Here is a 25,776-nt window from a genome sequence, read left to right as displayed (position 1 = left end):
CTTTTGGGGCTCTTTTCCAAAAGTGACCCGCTGTAAGAGCGGAACCAATAGCCGCCGTGACCGCAGCAACGGATATGTACCCAACCCCAACCCCAACCAATACCCAATACCCGACCAAAACCATCAGCATTTCTTGATCGCCATCAAGCAGCTTTTACCCCCTCACTTCCTATCATGGTCCCTGCCAAGCAATGAGGAAGCGACCATGTCAGAGACCTTCACCAAGGGCATGGCCAGGAATATCTACTTCGGAGGAAGCGTGTTCTTCTTCCTGATATTCCTGGCCCTGACCTACCACACCGAACAAACCTTTCCCTCTCGCAGTAATCAGGAGCTACTCACCGAATCCGTGGTCCGCGGCAAGGGCGTCTGGGAGCGCAACAACTGCGTCGGCTGCCACACCTTGCTGGGCGAGGGCGCGTACTTTGCGCCGGAACTGGGCAATGTGTTCAACCGCCGTGGCGGCGATGAAGCGTTCAAGCCATTCCTGCACGCCTGGATGAAGATGCAACCCTTGGGCGTTCCGGGCCGGCGCGCGATGCCGCAATTCAACCTCAGCGACCAGGAGGTGGACGATATGGCCGAGTTCCTCAAATGGAGCTCGAAGATCAACACCAATGGCTGGCCGCCAAACAAGGAGGGCTGAGGGATGCGTACCGTCAATCCATATCTGAAATTCCAATCCCAGGCCGTCGCCAAACCCTACTTTGTATTCGCGCTGATCCTGTTCCTGGGCCAGGTGCTGTTCGGTTTGATTATGGGCCTGCAATACGTGATCGGCGACTTCCTGTTCCCGCTGATCCCGTTCAACGTGGCCCGCATGGTCCACACCAACCTGTTGATTGTCTGGCTGCTGTTCGGGTTTATGGGCGCCGCCTACTACCTGGTGCCGGAAGAGGCCGACCGCGAGTTGCACAGTCCCAAGCTGGCGATCCTGTTGTTCTGGGTGTTTGCCGCCGCCGGTGTGTTGACCATCCTCGGTTACTTGCTGGTGCCCTATGCGGCCCTGGCCAAGTTGACCCATAACGAACTGCTGCCGACCATGGGCCGTGAGTTCCTGGAACAGCCGACCATCACCAAAATGGGCATCGTGGTTGTCTGCCTGGGTTTTCTCTACAACATCGGCATGACCCTGCTCAAGGGCCGCAAGACCACCGTGAGCATGGTGATGATGACCGGGCTGATCGGCCTGGCGGTGTTCTTCCTGTTCTCGTTCTACAACCCGGGCAACCTGGCGCGGGACAAGTTCTACTGGTGGTGGGTGGTGCATCTTTGGGTGGAAGGCGTGTGGGAGCTGATCATGGGCTCGATGCTCGCCTTTGTGCTGATCAAGGTCACCGGCGTCGACCGTGAGGTCGTGGAAAAATGGCTGTACGTGATCATCGCCATGGCCCTGATCACCGGGATCATTGGCACCGGTCACCACTTCTTCTGGATCGGCGCGCCTGAGGTGTGGTTGTGGGTCGGCTCGATCTTCTCGGCCCTGGAGCCCCTGCCTTTCCTGGCGATGGTGATGTTTGCCTTCACCATGGTCAAACAGCGTCGCCGCCAGCACCCGAACCGGGCAGCCACGTTGTGGGCCAAGGGCACCACGGTCACGGCGTTCTTCGGTGCCGGGGTCTGGGGGTTCCTGCACACCCTGGCACCGGTCAACTTCTACACCCACGGCACCCAACTGACCGCCGCCCACGGCCACCTGGCGTTCTTCGGTGCCTACGCGATGATCGTCATGACCCTGATCAGCTACGCCATGCCCCGCCTGCGCGGTATTGGTGAAGCACCGGATGCACGCTCGCAGACCCTGGAGATCTGGGGCTTCTGGATGATGGTCCTGTCGATGGTGATGATCACCCTGTTCCTCACCGCTGCCGGTGCCGTGCAGGTCTGGCTGCAACGCTGGCAAGTGGACGGTGTGGCGCTGCCGTTCATGGCCACCATGGACCACCTGACGGTGCTGTTCTGGGCACGCCTGGCCAGTGGCGTGGTGTTCCTGCTCGGCCTGCTCTGCTACCTGTGGAGCTTCCGGCAGCGGGGCAAGGGCTTGAACTCTGCCGCTCCCGTGACGGCTTAACCGGTAAACGTCAATCCCCAAGAGGGCGGCCCGGCAGGTTCTGCGGGCCGTTTTACGTCTGGAGCACTTCACATGGCCTTTACCCTTGAGTTGGAAGAGTGGGTCGGCAGTGCCTGGCACCGCTTTATCACCCGCCGCGCCAGCGCCGACTTCCCCGAGGCGCGGGTCGATCTGGTCGACCGCCAGCGCAACCTGGCCCTGTTGTTCCGCGCCCTGGGCGGCGCCCATGGGATAGCCGTGGAAGCCGCCAGCGAGCGCGATCTGCTGCTGCGGCGCAACCTGTTGATGCGCATCGCCGGCACCTGCCGGCAGGCGCCCCTGGCCTCGTGCGATGGTCATCGCCTGCGCCTGCCGGCAAGCCTGGCGGTGTTTCCCTCGGCCGCCCTGAACCTGGAACTGTACCGCTGGCTGGCGCTGCTGGCCGCGCACGCCGGGCCGATGACCCACTGGGCCCGGGACAACCAGCGCTGGACCTGGCTGCTGTTGCAGCGCTACCCGGCCATGCTCCCCAGTTATCAGCGCCTGGTGGACGCCCACCTGCAATTGCGCCCCGATCCCGCCACCCTCAACCCCGCCGAAGCTGCCGTAGAAAAAGCCTTGCGCAAGGCCCTGCGCGAACCCGGCAGCATCCGCCAGTTACCCCGCAGCGAGCGTGCCGCCTGGCCGTTGCCGCTGTGGCTGTATCCACCCTTGCACCTGCACAGCCCGCAGGCCGCAGATCAGGACGAAGAGGGCGACGACCTGGCAACCCGGCCTGGCGAACAGCAGGGCGCGCCTAAACAGGCCAACCGGGTCGACGACAACAGCCGCGACGGCGGCCTGTTGGTGGTGCGCCTGGAAAACCTGTTCAGTTGGACCGAGCATGTCGATCTGGACCGCTGGGCCGACGATTCCGAGGACGAAGATGCCGCGCGAGTCGCCGAAGACCTCGACCAGTTGAGCCTGTCGCGCCAGCGCGTGCGCAAGAGCGGCGGGCTCAAGTTGCACCTGGATCTGCCCCCGGCCGACGTCGACGATATCCCCCTGGGCGAAGGCATCAAGTTGCCCGAGTGGGACTACCGCCAACAGTGCCTGCAAGCGAATTTCGTCAACCTGCAACTGATGCAACCCCGGGACAGTGCGCCCCAGCCGTTGCCGGCGCGCCTGTTGCCCCAGGCCGCGCGCTTGCGCCGCCAGTTCCAGCAACTGCGCACCGACCGCCAATGGCTGCGCCAACAGCCCCAGGGCGCAGAACTGGACCTGCAGGCGTGGTTGGACTTCCATGTCGAACGCCAACACGGAGCGTGCGCCGAACGTGGCCTGTTCAAGGAGCAGCGCCGCACCCGGCGGGACCTGGCCTGTTTGCTGCTGGCCGATTTGTCGATGTCCACCGACGCCCATTTGAACGATACGCAGAAGGTCATCGACGTGATCCGCGACAGCCTGTTGCTGTTTGGCGAAAGCCTGGCGGGCCTGGGCGATGCGTTTGCCTTGTATGGCTTCTCGTCTTTGCGTCGCCAGCAGGTGCGCCTGCAGCAGCTCAAGTCATTCCAGCAACCCTACGACGACCATACCCGTGGCTGCATCCAGGGCCTGAAACCGGGTTACTACACGCGCATGGGCGCAGCCATCCGCCACGCCACCCAAACCCTGGGGGCCTGCAAGCAACGGCGCAAACTGCTGTTGATTGTGACCGATGGCAAGCCCAACGACCTGGACTTGTATGAGGGGCGCTATGGCGTGGAGGACACCCGCCAGGCCGTGATGGAGGCGCGGCGTCAGGGCCTGGTGCCGTTCTGCATCACCATCGACAAACAGGCCGGGGATTACCTGCCGTACATGTTCGGCGCCCACGGCTACACCCTGATCCGTCAGCCGGAGCAACTGCCGTTACGCTTGCCGCAGCTCTACCGGCAGTTGACCGAAGATCAGTAGAAGTCCCGGGGCAGCCAGAAAAACATCACGATGCAGAACACGGCCAGCCCCAGGCAGAACCATTGGAAGCGCTTGAGCCGCCGCGCCTCAAGGTGTGCGGTGGAGGCGGGCAGGGGCATGGCGCAGCGTTCGCAGGCCGTCTGCGTCGGCGGGTTGGCATGTTGGCAATACAGGCAGACCCGCACGGCGTTCATTCGAATTGCTCCAGGCGCAGGCGGTCAAGAATGGCGATCTGGCGACCGTCCTGGGTGATGATTTTTTCGTCGATCAAGCGGCGAATGATCCGCGAAAACGTCTCCGGTTGGATCGACAGGTGCCCGGCGATCAACTGCTTGGCCATGGGCAGTTCGAACGAACTGTCGACGCTGTGCAGGCGCACCAGTTGCGTCATCAGGTAACGCACCACCCGGTGGGTGGCGTTTTTCAGCGACAGGGTCTCGATCTCGTTGACCCGTTGGTGCAGGCGCACACACAACTTGCCCAGCAGGGCGAAGGTCAGGCGGCTGTTGCTGTGGAGCAGGCGCATATAGGTGGCGTTGGACAGGCGATACAACTGCGTGGGGCACACCGCTTCGGCGCAGGCCACGTAGTTGGGGGTGTCCATCAGCATCATCGCCTCGGCGAAGGTCTGTCGTTCGCCGATCACCTCAAAGACTTTTTCCTGGCCGTCCGGGGTCAGGCGGTAGACCTTCACCGCGCCGGCAATCACGAAGTAAAACGCATCGGCCGGTTCGCCCTGGCGGAACAACGGCTCGCCCTTGTCGACACTGAGCAGTTGACTGCTGGCCATCAACTCATCCATCTGCTCTTCGTTGAGCGGCTCGAACAGGTGATGGCTGCGCAGGATCTGATGATGCACGCGGTGCAAAACCCGGGGTGCATCCTTGGAACAGCTCAGGGACGGGATCATACAAGCCACAACGACAGGCCGCTGGCCGCCGCCATCATCGAACCGAGGATCACGAACCAGGCGAGGGGCTGGATGACTTTTTTCATGGTGACTCCGTGGGGGGCAGTAATAAGGGATAACCGGGTAGAGCAAGAGCTGGGCCAAGGCACGGGCGTTGTAAAACCTGGGCTGTAGCGCCTTGAGGGTCAAAATGACCTCGCCTTTAAGGGTTTTTTTAACCCTCTAATGGTTATTTAAACCCTCATATACAACGCCGCCCCCCTGTGGGAGCTGGCTTGCCTGCGATGGCATCGCTGCGGTGTAACCGCCAGACCGAGGTGTTTGCATCCCAGGCACGCCAGCTCCCACAGGGGTGGGGCGGCGCATCGGGGAATTCGGCCCGGCCCTTGCAACGCTTATCCTGCGACGGCCCCAAGGATAGTGCGCCGCCTCTGGACCCCGCTTGATCTGCGACAAGGGCCAGGGGCGGGCAATCCCGGATGATCGGGCCGGCAATGACTTGAGGAGTGGTGGTATGCAAGTGCTGGATCGACGCAAGGCTATGTCGATTACCCCGTTGTTTCGCCTGGCTTTCCGGCCATTTTTCCTCGGTGGCTGCCTGTTGGCGCTGCTGGCGATCCCCCTGTGGCTGCTGGCCCTGGCCGGCGATGCGGGCTGGCAGCCGGCGGGCGGTTGGCTGGCGTGGCATCGCCATGAGCTGCTGTTCGGTTTTGCCCTGGCAATCATCGGCGGGTTCCTGCTGACGGCGGTGCAGACCTGGACCGGCCGCCCCGGCATCAGCGGCATGCCCCTGGCGGTGCTGGCCGGGGTATGGCTGGCCGCACGCCTGGCCTGGCTGTTCAACCTGCCGTGGCCGCTGCTGGCGGTGCTGGAGCTGAGCTTTCCCCTGGCGGTCGCCGGGCTGATGGGCTGGACCCTGTGGAAAGTGCGGCAACAACGCAACTACCCGATTGTGCTGGTCCTGCTGTTGTTGGCCCTGGCCGATGGCCTGTCCCTGTATGGCCTGCTGCGCGCTGACGAAGGCTGGCAGCGCCAGGCGGTGTTGACCGGGTTGTGGCTGGTGGCGGCGATGATGGGCTTGATCGGCGGGCGGGTGATTCCGTTCTTCACCCAGCGAGGCCTGGGGCGCACTGAAGCAGTGAAGCCCTGGCCGTGGCTGGATTACCTGCTGTTGGCAGGCTCGGCGCTGGTGGCGCTGCTGTATGCCAGCGGCGTGGCGCTGATACCCAGCCTTTGGGTCGGCCTGTTGTTTGCCCTGCTGGGGCTCGGTCATCTGCTGCGCCTGGTGCGCTGGCACGACCCAGGCTTGTGGCGCGTGCCGCTGCTGTGGTCGCTGCACCTGGCCTATGCCTGGCTGGCCGTGGCCTGCCTGGGTATGGCGCTGTGGCACGTGGGCGTGCCACTGAGCCCGAGCCTGGCGGTGCATGCGCTGACGGTCGGGGCAATGGGCGGGTTGATCCTGGCGATGATCGCGCGGGTCAGCCTCGGTCATACCGGCCGGCCTCTGACGCCGCCCAAGGGCATGACCCTGGCTTTCGCGCTGTTGAACCTGGCCTGCCTGAGCCGGGTGCTGCTGGTGCTGATCTGGCCGTATGCCGCGCTGTGGCTGGCGGGCCTGTGCTGGACCCTGGGCCTGGGCCTGTATCTATGGCGCTATGCCCCAATGCTGTGGCGTGCGCGGGTTGACGGCCATCCGGGCTAGGAGAACGGTAATGCTCTATTCGTGGTTATTGATTGTGCATCTGTTGGCGGCCATCGCCTTTATCGGCACGCTGTTCTTCGAGGTTTTCATCTGGCACCGGGCCCGCGAAGAGTTGGCCTGGTCGGCGCAGCTCACCAGCGAGCAAGCCATTGCCCGGCGTTCGCGGCAGGTGCTGCATGGGGTGGTGGTGCTGTTGTATGGCGCGGGCGTCGGCCTGGCCTGGCATTACCGCGGCGTGCTGGGCGCGCCCTGGGCCAGTCATTTTTCGGCGATGTTGAGCCTGAAGATCGTATTGGCGCTGAGCATCATCGGGCATTACCTGTTGCTCGCGTACTGGCTGACGCAAAAGCGCCTGAGCCCATTGCGGGCGGTATGGATTCGCCGCAGCATCCTTGGGCATATGGTGCTGATCGTGATCCTGGCCAAGCTGATGCTGCGCTGAGTCCTGTAGGCGCGAGCAAGCTCGCTCCTACGGAGAGGGTTCAGGCTGTTAGCGCACGAACAAACAACACGTCATTTTCCAGATGAATATGCTCCAGCAAGTCTGCATGAAACGCTTCCAGCCCTTGATACAGGGTGCGCCAGGTATTGCACGCGTCAGCGGGCGGCTGGATGCGATGAGTCAGCGCCAGCAACTGCTCCAGGGCCTGGCCGTGTTGTTCATGCTCATAGCGCATGACCTGGATCGGCGGCGCGGCCTGGGGGCCGATGCCCATTTGCAGCATCGGGAACAGCACCTGTTCCTCCTTGAGCATATGGCCCTCCAGTTCCTGCTCGATATCCCGCAACAAGTCGGCCAGGCCATTGGGGCAGGCCAGGTGATGGCCGTGGACCTGCTCGACGCGGCTGGCCAGGCGGATCAGTTCCGGCAGTTGTTCGCGGTGGCGGGCGTGGTAACGCTGCAGCAAATGCTCGATCAATTGCGCCTGGGGCAGGCTGTCCGGGGCGATGGCGTTCATCGGGTTTCCTCATCAAGTGAACAGATAAGCCGGTGATTGCATGCCTTGTGCCACCGGCAAGTCATTGAAAGAACGCGATTAATTTTTTGTAGTGGTCAGGAACACCCTGATGCTGCACGGTAGAACCGACCATACAAGGGTAGTAATGACCATGTTGCGTGAAAGTCTGTCGGCCGATCTGATTGTCGAACTGCCCAATGCTGTGCGCCTGCAACGCCTGGTGCAGACCCTGCGCGAGTATTTCCATAGCGGCGCCGTGGGCCTGTTGCGCCTGGACGGCGACGACAGCCTGCGCCCGGTAGCCACGGTGGGGCTGGTGCATGAGGCCCTTGGCCGACGCTTTGTGATTGCCCAGCACCCGCGGCTGGCGGCGATCATGGCGTCCCGCGAACCGACCTGGTTCGAACCCGACAGCCGCCTGCCGGACCCGTATGACGGGTTACTCGATACCCAGGTCGGCGAACCGCTGCCGGTGCATGACTGCATGGGCGTGAGCCTGTTCGTCGAAGGCCGGCCCTGGGGCGCGATCACCCTGGACGCGCTGCATGCCGGGACCTTCGACGCCAATGCCCGCGAGCAACTCAAGCGCTGCACCTTGCAGATCGAGGCCGCGGTGCGGGTCACACGCCTGGAGCAGGAAAACCGCAGCCTGCGCCTGTCGCGCAATGAACCACTGGCGGGTTTGCCCAGCGTCGAAGATGGCGAAATCCTCGGCCAGAGCCCGGTGCTGCATCAACTGCTCAACGAGCTGGATGTGCTCGCCGATTCGGACCTACCGGTGCTGCTGCTCGGCGAAACCGGGGTGGGCAAGGAGTTGTTTGCGCGCCGTCTGCATCGCCTGTCGCGGCGCAGTAAAAAGCCGCTGATCCAGGTCAACTGCGCGGCGTTGCCGGAGTCGTTGGCCGAGAGCGAGTTGTTCGGGCATGTCAAAGGTGCGTTTTCCGGCGCCACCAGCGACCGTGCCGGGCGTTTTGATGCGGCCAACGGCGGCACGCTGTTCCTCGATGAAGTGGGCGAGCTGCCGTTGAGTGTGCAGGCCAAACTGCTGCGCACCTTGCAGAACGGCGAGATCCAGCGCCTGGGTGCCGACAAGCCGTTGCATGTGGATGTGCGGATTATCGCCGCGACCAACCGCCAACTGCCCGAGAGCATTCGCCAAGGATTGTTTCGCGCCGATCTGTACCACCGACTGTCGGTGTACCCGGTACCGATCCCGGCGCTGCGCGAGCGTGGCCACGATGTGCTGTTGCTGGCCGGGCATTTCCTGGAGCTCAACCGGGCGCGCCTGGGCCTGCGCGGTTTGCGTCTGTCTCCGGCGGCCGAGCAGACCCTGCTCGGTTATGCCTGGCCGGGCAATGTCCGCGAGCTGGAACACGTGATCAGCCGCGCCGCCCTGAAGCAGTTGAGCCGGGGTGGCAATCGCAACCAGATCATGACCCTGGAAGCCGAGCTGCTGGATCTCGACAGCACCACCTTGGCCCAGGCCCCTGTGCCTGAAGTGCCGGCGCCGGCGTTCCAGAGCTTGAGCGATGCGGTGGACGACTGCCAGCGCCAGAAGGTGCGCCAGGCGTTGAGCCTGTCCGGCGATAACTGGGCCAGCGCTGCGCGCATGCTTGGCCTGGACTCCAGCAACCTGCACAAACTGGCGCGGCGCCTGGGGCTCAAGTAACGGCCTGTGACGCCATGCCGCAGCGCGCAGTTGATCGCGATCAAGGTGCGCAGGGCGGCGGCTGATCAGACTGTGGCGAATTGACCGGAGGTTCGCCCCATGCCCCTTTCCCTGGCGCAGATGCGCCGCAACTACACCCTGTACGGTTTGCGGGATGACCTGGTACAGGACGATCCCCTCGTATTGTTCGGCCAGTGGCTGGAGCAGGCGCGCAAGACTGAAGTGGCGCCGGTGGAGGCCAACAGCATGGCCCTGGCCACCGTCGATGCCCAGGGCCGTGCCCATTGCCGGATCCTCTTGCTCAAGGGCTTCAGCGCTGAAGGCTTCACCTTTTTCGGCCACTACCAGAGCGCCAAGGGTCAGGAGCTGGCGAGCAATCCCAGCGCGGCCATGACCTTTTTCTGGCCGGGCCTGGAACGCCAGGTGCGCATCGAAGGCACAGTCGTGCGTTTGGCGCCGCAGCTGTCCGATGAGTACTTCAACTCACGGCCCCTGGCCAGCCAGGTCGGCGCCTGGGCGTCGCCGCAAAGCCAGCCCCTGGCCCATCGCGCCGAGCTGGAAGGCCGTCTGCGCGATGCCACCCAACGCTTTGCCGGGCAACCACCGCCGCGCCCGGCGGAGTGGGGCGGTTACTGCCTGCAACCCGAGCGTGTGGAGTTCTGGCAGGGCCGCGCCGATCGCCTGCACGACCGCCTCGATTACCGCCTGCACGACGGCACCTGGCAGCGCAGCCGCCTGGCCCCCTGAATTCGCCTAGAGGTACCTCCTCGGAGGAATAGGCCCGCCGGCCTTTGCGGTGCAGGCTGGCGCCATTGCTCATTTATTCCGGGATTTTCACCATGGCACATCTGACTCAACGCAATTTCGTCTCACTGAATATCGCCGTACTGACCATCAGCGATACGCGCAGTTTTGACAGCGACACCTCGGGGCAAACCCTGTGCGACCGTGTGCAAGCCGCCGGTCACGCGCTGATTGACCGGGCCTTGGTGGTGGACGATATCTACCAGATCCGCGCACAGATTTCGCAATGGATCGCCGACCCCCAGGTGCAAGTGATCCTCACCACCGGCGGCACCGGCTTTACCGCGCGGGACAACACCCCGCAAGCGGTATTGCCGCTGCTGGACAAGCATGTGGAAGGCTTTGGCGAACTGTTCCGCCAGGTGTCCCTGCAAGAGATCGGCATGTCGACCCTGCAATCGCGCGCCCTGGCCGGCATGAGCAATGGCGTGCTGGTGTGCTGCATGCCTGGTTCGCCCGGCGCCTGCCGCACCGGCTGGGACAAGATCCTCCTGGGGCAACTGGACAGCCGCACCGGGCCCTGTAACTTCGCCCCGCACCTCAAGCCCCAGGCCGCGCAAGTGCTGGAACCTTGTGAGGTGCGGCCATGACTATATCGGTGTGTGAAAGCGGCGAACTGATTCCGGTGGATGAGGCCATCGAACGCCTGTTGGCCCAGGCACCGCCACCGCCGTCCACGCAGCAGGTGAAAACCGCCCAGGCCCTGGGCCGGGTGTTGGCCGGCGACATCTTTTCCCCGGTAAACCTGCCGGCCTGGGACAACAGCGCCATGGACGGCTACGCCTTGCGCGCTGCCGACCTGCCGGCCGAGGGCGGTTACCTGCGCCTGGCCGGGCGGATTGCCGCTGGCGAGGAGGCCGCGACGGCGTTGGGCAGCGGGCAGACCATGCGCATTTTTACCGGCGCACCCTTGCCGGCCGGGGCCGACACCGTGGTGCCCCAGGAGCGTTGCCGGGTCTATGGCCAACGCATCTGGTGCCCGCCGATGCGCACGGGTGAGCATGTGCGCAAGCAAGGCGAAGAAGTGACCCAGGGCGCCTTGCTGCTGCCGGCCGGCAAGCGCCTGCGCGCCCAGGAACTGGGCCTGCTGGCGGCCGCCGGACTGGCCCAGGTCAAAGTCTATCGACCGTTGCGGGTGTGCCTGTTGAGCAGTGGTGATGAACTGCGCGAGCCGGGCGATCACCTGGCTCCAGGGCAGATCTACAACAGCAATCGCCACTGCCTGGCGGCCTTGCTGCAAGGCTGGGGCGTGGAGGTGCATGACTATGGGGTGATGGCCGACGAATTGGCCGTCAGCCGCGATGCATTGAGCCTGGCGTCCTCGGAATGCGACCTGCTGCTGACCTCCGGCGGAGTGTCGGTGGGCGAGGAGGATCACCTCAAGCAAGCCATCAAGGAACTGGGCCACGTTGATTTCTGGCGCCTGGCGATTCAGCCGGGCAAGCCCCTGGCGTTTGGCGATGTAGCCGGCAAACCGTGGATCGGTTTGCCCGGTAACCCTTCGGCCGCACTGATTACCGCGTTGGTGGTGGTGCGTCCGTTTCTGTTGCGCGCCCAGGGTGTGACCGAGGTCACGTCGGTGCCGCTGCTGGTGCCGGCCGATTTTATCTGGGCCCAGCGCAACCGCCGTCGCCAATACCTGCGCGCACGTCTGACTCCGGGTCTCGACGGCCAGGCGCGGGTCACGCTGCACCCCCGGCAAAGCTCGGCGATGCTCAGCGCCGCATGCTGGGCCGATGGCCTGGCGATTGTGGAGCGTGATCAGCTAGTGGAGAAGGGCGGGCTGGTGCGGTTCGTGTCTTTTGCCGAACTGATGCAGTAACCCCCTTTGATGGAAATCACTGTGGGGGCGGTGTTGGTGATGAATTTTCTGATGAGGATCAACCATGCAACTGGTCTGCCCGGCAGGCAATCTGCCTGCGCTTAAAGCCGCCGTGCGCCAAGGTGCCGATGCGGTGTACGTGGGGTTTCGCGATGACACCAACGCCCGGCATTTTGCCGGGCTGAATATGGACGACAAGCAGTTCGACGGTGCCGTCGCCCATATCCGCCAGCACCAGCGCAAGCTGTATGTGGCCGTCAATACCTACCCGCAGCCCAAAGGCTGGGAGCGCTGGCAACGGGCGGTGGACCGCGCTGCCGACCATGGCGTGGATGCCCTGATCGCAGGTGATCCGGGGGTGCTGCAGTACGCCAGCAGCCGCCATCCGCAAATGGCCTTGCACCTTTCCGTACAGGGCTCGGCTACCCATGCGGCGGCGTTGCAGTTCTACGCCGAGCGCTACGGTATCCGTCGTGCGGTTTTGCCCCGGGTGTTGTCCTTGGCCCAGGTCAAGCATGTGGCCGCCAGCAGCTCGGTGCCGATTGAGGTGTTTGGCTTTGGCAGCCTGTGCATCATGGCCGAGGGCCGTTGCCACCTGTCTTCGTACATCACTGGCGAATCGCCGAACCTGTGTGGCGTGTGTTCACCGGCCAAGGCGGTGCGCTGGAGTGAAGACGCCGACGGCCTGAGTGCGCGTCTGAGCGAAGTGCTGATCGACCGCTACACCCCTGACGAACCGGCAGGCTACCCGACCCTGTGCAAGGGCCGCTTCATGGTCGATGGCAAGCGCTTCCATGCCCTCGAAGAACCCACCAGCCTCGACACCCTGGACCTGATCCCCGAGTTGATCGCCATGGGCGTCGCAGCGGTAAAAATCGAAGGCCGCCAGCGCAGCCCGGCGTATGTCGAGCAAGTCACCGGGGTCTGGCGCGCCGCGCTGGACGCCCACCGCAGCGCGCCGGAACGCTTTGTGGTCAAGGACCAGTGGCGCAGTGTGCTGGCCGGTCTATCCGAAGGCAGCCAGACCACCCTGGGCGCCTACCATCGTTCGTGGCAATGAGGAGCCGTACATGAAACTCAGCCTGGGACCGGTGCTGTTTTACTGGGATAAGCAACAACTGGGGCAGTTCTACTCCGAGATGGCCAGCCTGGCGCTGGATGTGATCTACCTGGGGGAAACCGTGTGTTCCAAGCGCCGCGCGTTCAACCTCGATCAATGGTTGGGCCTGGGCCGCGAATTGCGCTCGGCGGGTAACGCGCAAATCGTGCTGTCGAGCCTGACTCTGATCGAGGCTGCGTCGGAGCTGTCGAGCCTGCGTCGCCTGTGTGACAACGGCGAGGTGTTGGTGGAAGCCAATGACATGGGCGCCGTGCAGCTGCTCGCCGAACGCAAGCTGCCCTTTGTCGGCGGCCCGGCGCTGAATCTGTATAACGGCCACGCTCTCGTGCAATTGCTGGATGCGGGGATGATGCGCTGGGTGCCGCCGGTAGAATGTTCGGCCGCACTGATTGGCGATGTGCTGGAGCAGGTGCGTGAACTGGGCCGGCCGTTGCCTGAAGTCGAAGTGTTCGCCTATGGGCATCTGCCCCTGGCCTATTCGGCGCGCTGCTTTACGGCGCGGGCGGAAAACCGGCCCAAGGATGACTGCCAGTTCTGCTGCCTCAACTACCCGGATGGCATGGCCTTGACCAGCCAGGAAGGGCAGGCGCTGTTTACGTTAAATGGCATCCAGACCATGTCGGCGGATGTCACCAACCTGTTGGCCGACTATCCGGGGCTGGTCAGTTGCGGCGCCGACCTGCTGCGCCTGAGCCCACGGGCCCAGGGCATGGTGGGCATCGTCGAAGCCTTTGACCGGGTCCGCCAGGGGGCCACGCCGCCGTTGTTTGTCGAAGGTTGCAATGGCTACTGGCACGGCCAGGCCGGGATGTTGCGGGTCGAGGAGGTGGGACTGTGCTGAGTCGCAAACAATGGCTGCTCAAGGGCGCCGACCGCTTACTGCCGCTGATGCGCAAGGTGCCCTTTGTGGTGCAGCGCCTGGCGTTGCAACAGGCGCTGAATCGCTGCCTGGCCGAACCTTTGCGCGATGGCGGTTTTGAACTGCTGCGTGGGCGCTGGATGTGCCTGCGCATTCCCGACCTGGGCTTGCGCTGGTATCTGACCCTGGGCCGGGACGGACTGCGCATTGCCGAAAAGGCCGAGGCGCAGGTGACCATCAGCGGCAACTGGCGCGAGTTCCTGTTATTGGCCAGCCGTCAGGAAGATCCGGACACCTTGTTCTTTCGTCGGCGGTTGGTGATCGAAGGGGATACGGAGTTGGGGCTGGGCCTGAAGAACCTGATCGACAGCCTCGACCCGGATGTGCTGCCGCCCTGGTTGTGGCGCAATCTGGAGCGGGCCGGTAAAGGCTTGGCGGCGTGAGATAGCGCTGGCGCAGATCCCCTGTGGGAGCGGGCTTGCTCGCGAAAGCGGTGGGTCAGTCAACATCAATGTTGGCTGGGCCGACGTCTTCGCGGGCAAGCCCGCTCCCACATTTGATTTTCACTGCTTTGAGCATTGCGTTCGCTTAACTGACCGGCTTTAGGGCAAGCCCACTCCCACATTGGGAACATGCCGGGTTCAAAAAAGCTGGGCTATTGCTCCATGGCCTGCAGGATCGCATGGGCCGCTTTCACCCGCTCGGCATTGGGGTAGTTCTTGTTCGCCAGGATCACTACGCCGATGCCTCTGCTCGGCACATAAGCAATATAGGCGCCAAAGCCGCCGGTCGAGCCGGTCTTGTTTACCAGGGTGTTGGCGCGCAGCGGCTGGGCGGGTTTCAGCCAGGTGACCGGGTGCGGCTCCATGGCCATGGGCGTCGAATTACCGGCGAGCAGTTCGTCAACACTCAGCGGGTAAGGGTACATCTCCCATCCCAGGCCCTGGGTGGTGTTGCCCACGGTGTAATAGCCGGTATGGGTGGCGGCGATGGCCTGTTGCAGCGGCTGTTCCAACGGCGTCGGGTCCATGTTCAGCGCCATGTAGCGGGCCAGGTCCGCCGGGCTGGTCTTCACCCCGTAGGCTTCGCTGTCCAGCGCCCCCGGGCTGACACGCAACGGCTTGCCGGCCTTGTCGTAGCCCTGGGCATACAGACCCATTTGCGCCTTGGGCACTGTGAGATAGGTGTGCTGGAGGCCGAGCTTGGGCAACAGGGTCTTTTCCATGGCCACATCGAACGGTTGCTGAAGGCTCTGCGCCGCCAGGTAGCCGAACAGGCCCAGGCTGGGGTTGGAGTACTGGCGGTGGGTGCCAGGGGGAAAAGTGGCTTTCCAGTGCTGGAAGTAGCCGATCATTTGCTGTGCATTGTCCGCCTCGCTGGGGAACTGCAACGGCAGCCCGCCAGCGGTGTAGGTGCCCAGGTTGAGCACGCTGATGTGATCGAACAGGCTGCCGCGCAAGGCTGGCAGGTAGTGGCTGGCCGGCTCCGCGAGCTGCAGCTTGCCAGTGGCCTGGGCATAGCCGGCCAGGGTAGCGGTGAAGGTCTTGCTCACCGAGCCGATCTCGAACAGGGTGTTCTCGCTGACGGGTTGCTGGTTGTCTTTGGTGGCAATACCGTAGTTAAAGTATCGGGCCTTGCCATCTTGCACGATGGCGACCGCCAGGCCGGGAATTGCCTGCTGCTGCATCAGCGGCTTGACGGTGGCGTCTACCACCTGACGCAGGTCGGCAGCGGCCATGCAGTTGCCGGCACCGAGCAATAGGCTGAGAATCGTGACGTTGCGCACATGTTGGTACATGATGTGGTCGCTTCCTTGAGGAGGGTCGGGTTAATCACTGCCTGCGCAGGCGCCGCCAAGATAGGCAGTTTGCCGGCCCCGGACAACCGATGATATCTCGCCCCAGTCATTAGAAAAATTTGGCCTTAGACCATGCTGCGTTCCCATTTACCCCTTAATGCATTGCGTGCTTTCGAAGCCTCCGCCCGGCATTTGAGCTTTACCCGGGCGGCCATCGAGCTGTGCGTGACCCAGGCGGCGGTCAGCCATCAGGTCAAGAGCCTGGAGGTACAACTCAACGTCATCCTGTTCAAGCGCCTGCCCCGTGGCCTGATGCTCACCCGCGAGGGCGAGACGCTGCTGCCGGTGCTGCGCGAGTCCTTTGACCGTATCGCCCAGACCCTCGGCCAGTTCCAGGCCGGGCATTACCGTGAGGTGCTCACGGTGGGGGCGGTGGGCACGTTTGCGGTGGGCTGGCTGCTACCGCGCCTGGCGGATTTCCAGGCGCGCTGCCCGTTTATCGATCTGCGGTTGTCGACCCATAACAACCGCGTGGACGTGGCGGCCGAGGGCCTGGATTACGCGATCCGCTTCGGCGCTGGCGCCTGGCATGGCACCCATGCCTGTGAGTTGCTGGAGGCGCCGCTGACGGTGTTGTGCGTGCCGGCGATTGCCCGCCAGTTGCAAGGCCCGGACGATGTGTTGAAGCACACATTGCTGCGCTCTTACCGGGCGGATGAATGGAACCTCTGGTTCCAGGCCGCAGGCTTGCCCGCCGACACCCTGGTGCCGCGCAGTATCGTGTTCGATTCGTCCCTGGCGATGATGGAAGCGGCGTTGCAGGGCAGTGGCGTGGCGCTGGCGCCGGCGATGATGTTCTCGCGGCAATTGGCCCAGGACGTGATCCGCCAGCCCTTCGATGTAGGCATCAGCACCGGCAGCTACTGGCTGACGCGCCTGCAGTCACGCGCCGAAACCCCGGCGATGCTGGCATTCAAGCAATGGCTGTTGGAGCAGGTGAAGGGCCTGTAGGCGCCTGGCTTGCTGGTGACGGTGGCTTCTCGGACGCCATCGCAGGCAAGCCAGCTCCCACATTTGAATTGCGATGCGACGCAAATTTATGCTCGGCAAAGATCCCCTGTGGGAGCTGGCTTGCCCGCGATGGCGTCCGAGAAGCCACCGCCGCAATTACACGAGGTATTTACGGAACCAGCCCAAGGTACGCTCCCAGGCCAGATTCGCCGCAGCATCGTCGTAGCGCGGGGTCGAGTCGTTGTGGAAGCCGTGGTTGGCACCTTTGTAGATATACGCTTCATAGGTCGTGCCAGCGGCCTTCAACGCCGCCTCATAGGCCGGCCAGCCTTCGTTGATCCGCGTATCCAACTCGCCGAAATGCAACATGATCGGTGCCTTGATCTTCGGTACATCCTTGGCCTCGGGTTGGCGTCCATAGAATGACACCGCCGCGCCCAGTTCCGGGTAGGCCACGGCCGCCGCATTGGTCACGCCTCCGCCATAGCAGAAGCCGGTGATGCCCACCTTGCCGGTGCTGGCGTCATGGTTCATCAGCCACTCAATGGCGGCAAAGAAGTCATTCATCAGCTTGGTCGGATCGACGGTCTGTTGCAGTGCCACGCCTTTTTCATCATTGCCGGGATAGCCGCCCACCGAGGTCAGGCCATCGGGTGCCAGGGCGATAAACCCGGCCTTGCCCAGGCGCCGCGCGACATCTTCGATATAGGGGTTGAGCCCACGGTTTTCGTGGACCACCACCACCGCCGGGAGCTTGCCGGTGGCCTTTGCCGGACGCACCAGGTAACCACGCACCTGGCCGTTGCCCTTGGGCGAAGGGTAGGTGACGTAGTCGGCAACGATGTCCGGGTCGGTGAACTTCACCTGTTCGGCCAGGGCGTAGTTGGGGCTCAGGGAGGCCAGCAGCGCCGAGGCGGTCAGGCCGCCAAAGGTGAACAGGGCCGCGCGGTCGAGAAACTCGCGACGGTTGATCTTGCCGTGGGCATAGCCGTCGTAGAGTTCCAGCAGTTCGGGGGCAAAGTCTTTGGCGGTCAGGCGCGTCATCGTCAGGTTCCTTTTTTCGGCACGTGGCGTTGAATGTAGACCATTCTCAGGCGGGCCGGCCATGGGCCGACGCCGCCAGTTGCCCGGTATCGACGCGCACGAAGATCGAGTCGCCAATCGCCGTCAGCAGATCGCCTGCGTACACCTCACAGATCACGCGGCTTTTGCGCCCGACCTCGCCCTCGACCCTGGCGCGCAGGGTCAGTGGCACGCCCATGGGGGTGGGCTTGATAAATTTGATGCCCAGGTTGCCGGTCACGCAGTCGATACGCGGCGCCTCCCCAGGTTCGCGCTGCTCGGCACGGTAGTGATAGGCCATGGCGGTCCAGTTGGAGTGGCAATCCACCAGCATCGCAATCAGGCCACCGTAGACCAGGTCGGGCCAGCCGCAATACTGGGCGTCGGGCAGGTGCTCGGCGACGATATGCACGCCGTCTTCATCCCAGCGGCTTTTGATCTGCAGCCCGTGGGCATTGCGTGGGCCGCAGCCGTAACAGACGCCGTCCGGCGCGGTGGTGTCTTGCAGGGAAGGGCTGTGCATCGTGGATCCTTATTGTTTTTGGCCAATCCATGAGCCTAATGGCGCAGCCCCCTACCGCGCAAACTTCTTCGCCCCGGCCACACAGGCAATCACCGCGCCAGTCACCGCCAGCATGCCCAGGCTCACCTGTTCATGCAGCAGGCCGGCCGCCAGCGCCAGGCCGAAAAAAGGTTGCAGCAACTGCAACTGACCGACCGCCGCGATACCGCCCTGGGCCAAGCCGCGATACCAGAACACAAAGCCGATCAACATGCTGAACAGCGCCACATAACCCAGGCTCAGCCACGCCGGCAGGCTGATCCCGCTGAAGGAGGCGGGGGCCAGGAGCAAGGTCAGGGGCGCCACCACCGGCAGCGACACCACCAGCGCCCAGCAGATCACCTGCCAGCCGCCGAGGGTGCGTGACAGCGTGGCCCCTTCGGCATAACCCAGCCCGCACACCAGCACCGCCAACAGCATCAGCAGGTCGCCGGCGGGGGCGGCGCTCAGGCCCTGGGTCAGGGCATAGCCCATCACCAGCAGGCTGCCGAGGATCGAAAACAGCCAGAACACCGGGCGCGGTCGCTCGCCGCCGCGCAGTACGCCAAACACTGCGGTGGCCAGGGGTAGCAGGCCGATGAATACGATGGAATGGGCCGACGTCACGTACTGCAAGGCCAGTGCGGTCAGCAGCGGAAAACCGATCACCACACCGAGGGCAACAATCAGCAACGGCCGCCACTGGTGGCGTGCGGGGCGTTGTTCCCGGAACAGCCACAACAGGCACAGGCCCAGCACGGCGGCGATGCTCGCCCGGGCCACTGTGAGAAATACCGGCTCGAACTCCAGCACCGCCACGCGGGTGGCGGGCAGCGAACCGCTGAAAATCAGCACGCCAATCAAGCCATTGATCCAACCGCTGCGACTGTGCGCGGGGGTGATAATCCGAGAGGTCTGTTCCATGCAGGGTGTGCTCGTAGGGGGCGGGGTTGCGTTTGGCGCATCCTAGGGCTGAAGATTGTGACAATCAAAAAATTGTCATGGATACATCACCTATGCCCCGTGCCCGTTACAAGTCGTTGGTGGATGCCTTTGCCCGGGATATTCGCGCTGGAACCCTGGTGCCCGGCACCCGCCTGCCCACCCACCGCCAACTGGCGGCCAGCCATGGCCTGGCCCTGGTCACGGCCAGCCGGGTGTATAGCGAGCTGGAGGCCATGGGCCTGGTCAGCGGCGAGACCGGGCGCGGCACCTTTGTGCGGGAAATTGCCCTGGCGCCCGGGCAGGGCATTGGTCAGATGGCGGTGGCGGCGGGCATGCTCGATTTGAACTTCAACTACCCGTCCTTGCCGGGCCAGGCCGACCTGCTGCGCACCGCCTTGCGCCAGTTGGCGTTGTCCGGCGACCTCGAAGCACTGCTGCGTTACCAGCCCCATGCCGGGCGCCCCCATGAGCGGGCGGCCATGGCGCGGCATCTGCTGCACCGTGGTCTGAGCGTGGCGGCCGAGCAGGTGCTGGTGGTCGGCGGGGCCCAGCATGGCTTGGCGGTGAGCATGATGGCATTGCTCAAGCCGGGCGATGTGGTGGCGGTGGATGCGTTGACCTATTCCGGTTTCAAGGTGCTGGCCGAGGCCCTGCACCTGGAGATCGTCGCCATCGCGGTTACGCCGCACGGGCCGGATCTGGCCGCGCTGCGCCAGGTCTGTCGCCGGCGCCCGGTGCGCGCGGTGTACTGCATGCCGACCCTGCACAACCCCCTGGGCTGGGTACTGGGGCTCGAGCAGCGTGAGGAACTGGTACGCATCGCCCGCGAACATGGGCTGATCCTCATCGAAGACGCTGCCTATGCCTTCCTCGCCGAACACGCGCCGCCACCGCTGGCGCAGCTGGCGCCGGAACGCACCGTGTATGTGGGCGGGCTGTCGAAGAGCGTCGCCACCGGCCTGCGTGTGGGCTTCGTCGCAGCGCCCCTGGAATGGGTGCCGGCGTTGGAGCGCACGCTCATGGCCACGGTGTGGAATGCCCCCGGGGTGATGACGGCCATCGCGGTAGGCTGGATCGAGGACGGCACGGTCATACAGCTGGAGGCGCAAAAACGCCAGGACGCCCGGGCCCGCCAGGCGCTGGCGACCGAGGTGCTGGCCGGGCTGGCGTACATCAGCCATCCCGCCTCGTACTTTCTCTGGTTGCCTCTGGGGGAGGAGGTGCGCGCGGACCAGGTCACCATGGCCCTGGCGCGGGAGGGGATTTCAGTGTCCACTGCCGAGCCGTTTTCGGTGTCGGGGCAGGTGCCCCATGCGATCCGGCTGGCGCTGGGCTCGGTGGATAAGGGGGCGTTGCGCGCGGCATTGCTCAAGGTGCGGCGGGTGGTCGAATGACCATCCGCCGAGTGAGGGCTCAGCCGTCGATCCAGGAATGCTCAGCACCCACCTTGATGTTGAATTTGTGAAACAGCGGGAGGTAGTGTTCCTTCATTTCCTTGATCCTCACACCCAGCAGGTTGGATGGAACAATGCCCTTGCTCACGTAAAACTCGCGTAGACCGTCTTCGATATTGACGCTCGGTCCGGATGAAACAACTTTGTTGTCGACGACTTTTGATTCTTTGGCAATGCCGTCAAACCCTAGGTCGTACATGTCAGGCCTTTTCGCTTTAAGTATGTCATTGAACAGATTGGGCCCTACCGTCTCAAAGATCTTGCGCTCATAGGCATTGAACTCGGGGGTGAATTGGACCTGTCCATTGGGGCCCCTGGAAACCGTGGGCCGATTGGCGGCGAAGTACGACTTGTTGGCGGAAAAGCGTCGGTTCATTTCTGTGATCATGTCCGTCAGCACGGGATTGCCCGGCTGCGTAGCAAAGTTACTGGTGTTATAGAACGGGTTGTAGCCGGTCAGGCTATGGGCAACAGGCTTGTTAAGAAGAACGTCATTGGCGCCGGCTTTTAAAACTACATTGCCGATATCGGCTTGAATCACATCATCGGTATCAAGATAGATGCCGCCGTATTTATTCATGATCGGATAGCGTGCGACGTCCGATGCGGCGGCCAGGTTTTTCCCCTGGCCTTGGCGAAAGTAGTCGTACATTTCGCCATTTTTCAACTGTTTGAAAACCTCGTCCTCATTGAGATTCACCACCGTCAGGTCGGGAGCCTTGCTCTGCAGCTTGCTTTTTATCTGTTGGAAAATGGCTGGGTTGTCGGCATCTACGTGGAGAACAGATTGGTAGCCTTGGGCTTTCTTGGCATTGTTGGCCATGTTTTCCACCAGGTTGGTGGGGATGTCCTGGCCTGCCCAGAAATAATGCAGTTGTTTGGGTAATGGCCTCGCATCTCTCGGGATATGTATGGAGATCGGCGGGCTGACATCCACGAACTGGAATCTATGGGCGTCGATTTTCTTGGCTTTGCCGAGTTGTTGTAGGGTTCCCCGCTGCCACTTGCCTTTGCCGGTTCTCCAGAAATACTGGTCAGTAACCCCTTCAACACCGGTAGAGGTATTCGTTGCCTTCCAGGCACCGAGTGAACTATTGAACGTGACGCTATGTTCCACGCCCATGTAATTGAGCGTGTAGGGGGAGGGTGGGCGCCCGGTTGTTTTGACATCGTCTATCGGCACGACATAAGTATGTTCGTCGAGCCGCCACGGCGTGGGCGGGCTCCCGGCACCGCCCAGCAGACGGTTACCCCTGGACACGGGTTCCCAGCCAGCAACGCCCAGATCCTTGACGGGGATATCGGGGCTTGCGCCTCCCGCGCGCACGATCACGGGCTGGCCATCTTTCACGCGTGACTCATACAGCGCTCCGTCAACCTTTACATACTCTTTATTGCTGCCCCCGACATACACATTGCCCTGTCGGCCCTTGATCTTTAGTTCTGACAGGGCGATATGTTTGACTTCATACCCGGATAAATCGGCATTCAGGGATTTCACCTCTCCATTGGCCGCTACCCGGTGGGGCTTGAACTCCTTTATCGGGGGGCCAAAGGCTCGCTTCTTGAGCGGGTCGTATTGATGCCAGTTGCCTTGAAACATGACGACGTTACCTTCGGTCGCCTCCTGGCCAACCTTGAACGTGCCGGTTGCTGCCAGGCCGTGCTGCTGGCTGGCGATCTGGGTTGTGTCGCCGCCGAGAGCAATCGGGTTGTCGGGGGTAGCCACAAAGTTGTCCAGGGCTTTGCCGTACGCCTGCTGGGTGTGCGGGTCAAAGGCATACCATTTTTGGCTCGCCTCATCGAACTTGGCCAAGGCTTTGTTTTCAAGTGCGCTATTGGCTGCCTTGTAGGTGCCTTCGGCGATATCAGGTTTTTTCGCCAACTCCAGCAGGTTCACGCTGCGGTAGGAGCCACGCAAGGATTTGACCCCCTTGTAGGCGGTACGCCCCAGCTTCGCTACCGAGCGCGCCAGGTCATCAAGCCCCCCCACGGGATTCAGCGCGCCAACCGCCGCGCGCCCGATGATCTTGCCGGCACGCCCCAGTTTTGAAAGGGCCGATGCTCCGGCTGCGAGGGCTTTGGCACCTTTGGCTGCGGTGCCCAGGCCAATTGCAAAACCGAAGATATCAAACGCCAGGTCGGTAATGCCCTCGCCGACGTTGCCGTCTATAAAGTTCTTTATGGCTGAGCGAAATGGAATGAGGTTCAGGGCGATTTCTTCAAGCGCCTTATAGAACGGTAGTTCAGTGTCAAAGGTGGTGGCGCCCTTGGCGTAGCGTTCTACAGCAGGCAGGTCCATGGCCTCGATCACCGCGTCAGCAATGTAGCGGGTCCGGGCACTGTTGAAGCTGTTGGGCGCGCCTTGTGCCCCCTTGTTTTCATCGGTTATGCCAGGCGGGTGCGGGCCCGCCGGTTTTACTGCATCGAATCTCTTGCCGCCTGATGCGTGTAAAAAGCCGCTGGTGGGGGCGTACTCCTGGTAACTCTGGTTCGGTCGCCTGGTCACCGTGCCTTTCAATCGGTCAATGGCATAGGTCATGACCTTACCGTTGCGCTCGGTCTTGACCAGCAGCACACCCGGTTCGACGAGAATGGGGTGATCGGCCCGGGTGTAGCGAACCTCCTTGCTGATGGATATTTTGCCGAACTCGAGGTTCTCTCGGTCTTGCGGCGGCAGTTTTGAAATAAGCAGCTTGATCTGGGTGGCCGTGGCTTTCTTGACCGTATTGGCGTAGCCCGCAAATGTCTCGTTGAAGGCCTCCACCGGGCGCGCCAGGTTTTTAAGTTTTGGTATGACAGCACTGATGTTGATCACCTCAGATGAGGAAACCCATGCCGCAGGTTTGCCATCAGGCTCGAGGGTGATCGCCCCAAACGTCAGGTCTTTTACAAAAGCACGGCCATGCTCCCCCCAATTGTCGGCCGAGTCGGGAGCCCCGCTGAGCGCGCGACCATCGATGTACAGGTCGAGGATCGAGTAGGGGCCCGGGAAATAACGGCTGGAGGGTTGCGAGGTAATGCACTTCTTGTCGAACAGTGCCGGGTCCATGTCCGGCAGGGCTTTCTTCAGTTGCTCGAGGGCAATTGCCTTGGTGGTAGGCATTTGCGCAAGTTGGGTTTCGGAGGCCTCTTTCAGCTCGCGAATCTGCGCACTGAACTCCTCGCGCACGGTATTTATGGCCGTGGGTGTTGCCGGGTAACCCATGCCGTTGGCTGCTCCCCAGTCTTTGATCGCCTCGCTCTGCGCCGTGTACTCAATACGACGTTCTTCGTCAGTGATGGGGGCGGTTGCGGCGTCGAGCATGATTTGCGCGTAGCTCATCGTCGCCGTGCTGCCTGGCGCTTTTGCTTCGAGGCGCACGGTTGCCGTGACCAGGCTGACCCAGCTATGGGTGCCCGGCGTCACCTGATTCGGAATGCCCTTGACCAGGAACTCCGGTGCCCGGCTGGCCAGCAAAAGATGGGCCTTGACTGCCGCGCTCTCAGGTGACGAAGCGCTGCCTTGGGCGAGCAAGTGCGCGGCGAGTTCCTTGATGATCGCCGAGGCGGGCTTGCCCGTATTGTTCTCCGAGACCAGCCGATAGCCCTCGATCTGTCCGGGTGACGGGTTATGCAGGTGCTTGCCGCTCTCGATGTTCAAGGCCGCCAACAGCCAGTCCGTGGCACTGCCTTTGACGCCGCGCGCCTCGAAAGTGGCCTGGATCGCGCTACCCAGTGCCTTGCCCCGGGGCGAATGGAGCAAGGTATCGATCAACTGCCGTGGGTGTTTTTGTTCCTCGGCCGAGATTTGCCTGCCGTTCAGCAAATAATCCAGCACACGGTTAAACGGACTCAGCGTGGTATCGCCGAACTTGCCGGCGCGTAGGTCCGACTGCAGTTGTTGCTGGCTGGCCCGGTCAAGGGGGTCGGGCCAGGCCAGCGCTCCACCCAGGTTGCCATTGGCCGGTGCCTTGGGGGCTGGCGTAGCGAGGACGGTTGCAAGGTTTGCCAACTGCTCATGAGTGGTGGGCACGTCCCAGCCATGGTCTTCGATGAATTGCAGGAGGCTGACCTTGTTCGATTGCTCGGTGTGGTTGGCCTGGTAGGTGCTGTTGGGGGACAGCTCGATCATGCTTTTGTGCAGTTGGTTCCTGATCTGCCCGACATAGTCGATGTCGTGCTCGACCGACCTTGCCAGGTGACGAAGCTCGGCGATGGCCTGGTGCCGGTGGTCAATGTCGCCCAGATGCGCTTCCTGGTTTTGCAGTTCATCTTCGCTGCGCGACTTGATCAAGGGGGCCGAGGTGGCTGGATCGAGCGGTGTGAAGCCTTGGTTCTGGTCGATTTGCGCAGCACGCTGGCGCATTGAGGGGGCGGTGAGGTCCAGCCGCTCATTGTAAAAGCGCCCGACCAACCAGTAGGGGACGGGCTCGATAAGGTCGCTTGCCGGCGGCGAGAAGGCCGTATCGCTGTCGCCCGCAGCGATGACTTGGCCGGCCTTGAGCACGGGGCCGCTGATGGCGGCCCAGCGGGCGTCGTCTTGCCCGACGGTGTGTCGCTTCTGCTCGGGATCAAGGTGCTGCTGGAGCTTGAAGGAGATTTTGCCGGATTGCGGATGCAGTTCGATCGAGCGGGGATTGATGCCTTTGTCTTGCATCCATTGACGGATGTCGGGCGATTTGAAGGCGTTTGACAGTTGCGTCCACCACTGGCCGAACGTGGACTCGGGAGCAAGGGTGTTGATCGTGACGTTTCTCTGGCCATTGGCGGCCAGCAACAGCGCCGAGTGATACTCCATCGCCAGCTCGCGATCACCTGCGACACGCGGGTTTTCGTTGGGGCCTTCGGGGTCGGGGGCTTCACGTTTTTGCCGGGAGGGCGGCGGTACGGGGAGGATGTTGGAGGCAAGAGGTGGCTGACGTTGCGGGTTCACGTGCTTGGGGATACTGAGCATAAGGGCTACTGCCTGAAGGTTTGGGAATGGGTCCGGGGTTAAACAGCGACCGTGGCATTAGCCTTGTGTAGCGGTTTAACGCCGGATGATTCCCTTGCGTCTGCAGTTGTTGATTTACCTCTTATTTCCATCAGCTACGGATCAGAAATCCCAGCGGGTAGTCAGCATCACGGTTCTTGCCCTCGGAGGGTTCCAGCAG

Annotated in this window: 21 protein-coding genes and 1 pseudogene; 14 read left to right on the top strand and 8 right to left on the bottom strand. The window is 62.8% G+C overall.

The features are described from left to right. Positions 1-205 precede the first annotated feature (205 nt). The 3 genes from PSFL_RS04890 to PSFL_RS04880 all read left to right on the top strand — a co-directional run bounded on the left by PSFL_RS04890 (position 206) and on the right by PSFL_RS04880 (position 3,985). Complete coding sequence (locus PSFL_RS04890; RefSeq protein WP_057439734.1) at positions 206-646, top strand: cytochrome c; 441 nt, start codon at positions 206-208, stop codon at positions 644-646. 3 nt (positions 647-649) lie between these two features. Next, positions 650-2,071, top strand: a complete 1,422-nt coding sequence (locus PSFL_RS04885) for a cbb3-type cytochrome c oxidase subunit I (protein WP_057959561.1) — start codon at positions 650-652, stop codon at positions 2,069-2,071. Positions 2,072-2,143: 72 nt separating this feature from the next. Further along, positions 2,144-3,985 carry a nitric oxide reductase activation protein NorD gene (locus tag PSFL_RS04880; protein ID WP_397469776.1) on the top strand — a complete coding sequence of 614 codons (1,842 nt, stop codon included), beginning with the start codon at positions 2,144-2,146 and terminating at the stop codon, positions 3,983-3,985. On the opposite strand, the gene PSFL_RS04875 is transcribed toward PSFL_RS04880, so the two are convergent. Further along, entirely contained in the window at positions 3,979-4,179 is a 201-nt protein-coding gene (locus tag PSFL_RS04875; RefSeq protein ID WP_115128083.1) for a protein DnrP, read from the bottom strand. The two genes, PSFL_RS04880 and PSFL_RS04875, sit on opposite strands and share 7 nt — an antisense overlap. Next, a complete protein-coding gene (locus PSFL_RS04870; RefSeq protein WP_057444811.1) occupies positions 4,176-4,895 on the bottom strand; it encodes a Crp/Fnr family transcriptional regulator in 720 nt (239 codons plus the stop codon). Before PSFL_RS04870 ends, PSFL_RS04875 begins: the two co-directional genes overlap by 4 nt. 514 nt (positions 4,896-5,409) lie before the next feature. On the opposite strand from PSFL_RS04870, the gene PSFL_RS04865 reads away from it, so the two are divergent. After that, positions 5,410-6,597: an NnrS family protein gene (locus tag PSFL_RS04865; protein ID WP_273871849.1), complete on the top strand. Its 1,188-nt coding sequence runs from the start codon at positions 5,410-5,412 to the stop codon at positions 6,595-6,597. Between the two features lie 10 nt (positions 6,598-6,607). Beyond that, positions 6,608-7,039, top strand: coding sequence for a hypothetical protein (locus PSFL_RS04860; protein WP_115128085.1), 432 nt, complete (start codon positions 6,608-6,610; stop codon positions 7,037-7,039). A 40-nt stretch (positions 7,040-7,079) separates the two neighbouring features. On the opposite strand, the pseudogene PSFL_RS04855 reads toward PSFL_RS04860, so the two are convergent. Beyond that, positions 7,080-7,529, bottom strand: a pseudogene (locus PSFL_RS04855) (hemerythrin domain-containing protein); the annotation flags it as partial. 178 nt (positions 7,530-7,707) lie between these two features. Between PSFL_RS04855 and norR the strand changes: the two are divergent. From norR to PSFL_RS04820, 7 genes are all read left to right on the top strand, one after another. Then, positions 7,708-9,225 (top strand): nitric oxide reductase transcriptional regulator NorR, encoded by a 1,518-nt coding sequence (norR, locus tag PSFL_RS04850; protein WP_170060449.1) that lies wholly within the window; start codon positions 7,708-7,710, stop codon positions 9,223-9,225. A gap of 99 nt (positions 9,226-9,324) precedes the next feature. Then, complete coding sequence (pdxH, locus tag PSFL_RS04845) at positions 9,325-9,972, top strand: pyridoxamine 5'-phosphate oxidase (RefSeq protein ID WP_057439727.1); 648 nt, start codon at positions 9,325-9,327, stop codon at positions 9,970-9,972. A gap of 92 nt (positions 9,973-10,064) precedes the next feature. Then, positions 10,065-10,619 (top strand): molybdenum cofactor biosynthesis protein B, encoded by a 555-nt coding sequence (gene moaB / locus PSFL_RS04840; protein ID WP_397469775.1) that lies wholly within the window; start codon positions 10,065-10,067, stop codon positions 10,617-10,619. After that, a complete protein-coding gene (gene glp / locus PSFL_RS04835; protein WP_057439726.1) occupies positions 10,616-11,851 on the top strand; it encodes a gephyrin-like molybdotransferase Glp in 1,236 nt (411 codons plus the stop codon). Before moaB ends, glp begins: the two co-directional genes overlap by 4 nt. Positions 11,852-11,915: 64 nt before the next feature. Continuing rightward, positions 11,916-12,911 (top strand): peptidase U32 family protein, encoded by a 996-nt coding sequence (locus tag PSFL_RS04830; protein WP_057959567.1) that lies wholly within the window; start codon positions 11,916-11,918, stop codon positions 12,909-12,911. A gap of 10 nt (positions 12,912-12,921) precedes the next feature. Further along, complete coding sequence (locus PSFL_RS04825) at positions 12,922-13,812, top strand: U32 family peptidase (RefSeq protein ID WP_057959568.1); 891 nt, start codon at positions 12,922-12,924, stop codon at positions 13,810-13,812. Further along, positions 13,806-14,273 (top strand): SCP2 domain-containing protein, encoded by a 468-nt coding sequence (locus tag PSFL_RS04820; protein WP_271043443.1) that lies wholly within the window; start codon positions 13,806-13,808, stop codon positions 14,271-14,273. Before PSFL_RS04825 ends, PSFL_RS04820 begins: the two co-directional genes overlap by 7 nt. Before the next feature lie 212 nt (positions 14,274-14,485). On the opposite strand, the gene ampC is transcribed toward PSFL_RS04820, so the two are convergent. After that, a complete protein-coding gene (gene ampC / locus PSFL_RS04815; RefSeq protein ID WP_170060447.1) occupies positions 14,486-15,628 on the bottom strand; it encodes a class C beta-lactamase in 1,143 nt (380 codons plus the stop codon). A 132-nt stretch (positions 15,629-15,760) separates the two neighbouring features. On the opposite strand from ampC, the gene PSFL_RS04810 reads away from it, so the two are divergent. Then, the gene (locus tag PSFL_RS04810; protein WP_057439722.1) at positions 15,761-16,639 is read left to right on the top strand and encodes a LysR family transcriptional regulator; all 879 of its coding nucleotides are present in this window, start codon (positions 15,761-15,763) and stop codon (positions 16,637-16,639) included. A 156-nt stretch (positions 16,640-16,795) separates the two neighbouring features. Here PSFL_RS04810 and yghX read toward each other — a convergent pair whose 3' ends face one another. From yghX to PSFL_RS04795, 3 genes are read right to left on the bottom strand one after another with little or no spacing between them, the layout of a single operon-like run. Beyond that, the gene (gene yghX / locus PSFL_RS04805; RefSeq protein ID WP_057439721.1) at positions 16,796-17,683 is read right to left on the bottom strand and encodes a YghX family hydrolase; all 888 of its coding nucleotides are present in this window, start codon (positions 17,681-17,683) and stop codon (positions 16,796-16,798) included. Between the two features lie 46 nt (positions 17,684-17,729). Further along, entirely contained in the window at positions 17,730-18,224 is a 495-nt protein-coding gene (locus PSFL_RS04800; protein ID WP_057439720.1) for a PaaI family thioesterase, read from the bottom strand. A 51-nt stretch (positions 18,225-18,275) separates the two neighbouring features. Beyond that, positions 18,276-19,166 carry a DMT family transporter gene (locus tag PSFL_RS04795; RefSeq protein ID WP_120732846.1) on the bottom strand — a complete coding sequence of 297 codons (891 nt, stop codon included), beginning with the start codon at positions 19,164-19,166 and terminating at the stop codon, positions 18,276-18,278. 92 nt (positions 19,167-19,258) lie between these two features. On the opposite strand from PSFL_RS04795, the gene PSFL_RS04790 reads away from it, so the two are divergent. Then, positions 19,259-20,581 carry a PLP-dependent aminotransferase family protein gene (locus PSFL_RS04790; RefSeq protein WP_057959573.1) on the top strand — a complete coding sequence of 441 codons (1,323 nt, stop codon included), beginning with the start codon at positions 19,259-19,261 and terminating at the stop codon, positions 20,579-20,581. A 19-nt stretch (positions 20,582-20,600) separates the two neighbouring features. On the opposite strand, the gene PSFL_RS04785 is transcribed toward PSFL_RS04790, so the two are convergent. Then, positions 20,601-25,577, bottom strand: coding sequence for a glycosyltransferase (locus tag PSFL_RS04785; RefSeq protein ID WP_397469774.1), 4,977 nt, complete (start codon positions 25,575-25,577; stop codon positions 20,601-20,603). Positions 25,578-25,776: the final 199 nt, after the last annotated feature.

This window comes from Pseudomonas sp. DD1 (genome assembly GCF_044510355.1).
Lineage (GTDB): Bacteria > Pseudomonadota > Gammaproteobacteria > Pseudomonadales > Pseudomonadaceae > Aquipseudomonas > Aquipseudomonas shahriarae.
This window is presented reverse-complemented; position numbering and strand designations above follow the sequence as displayed.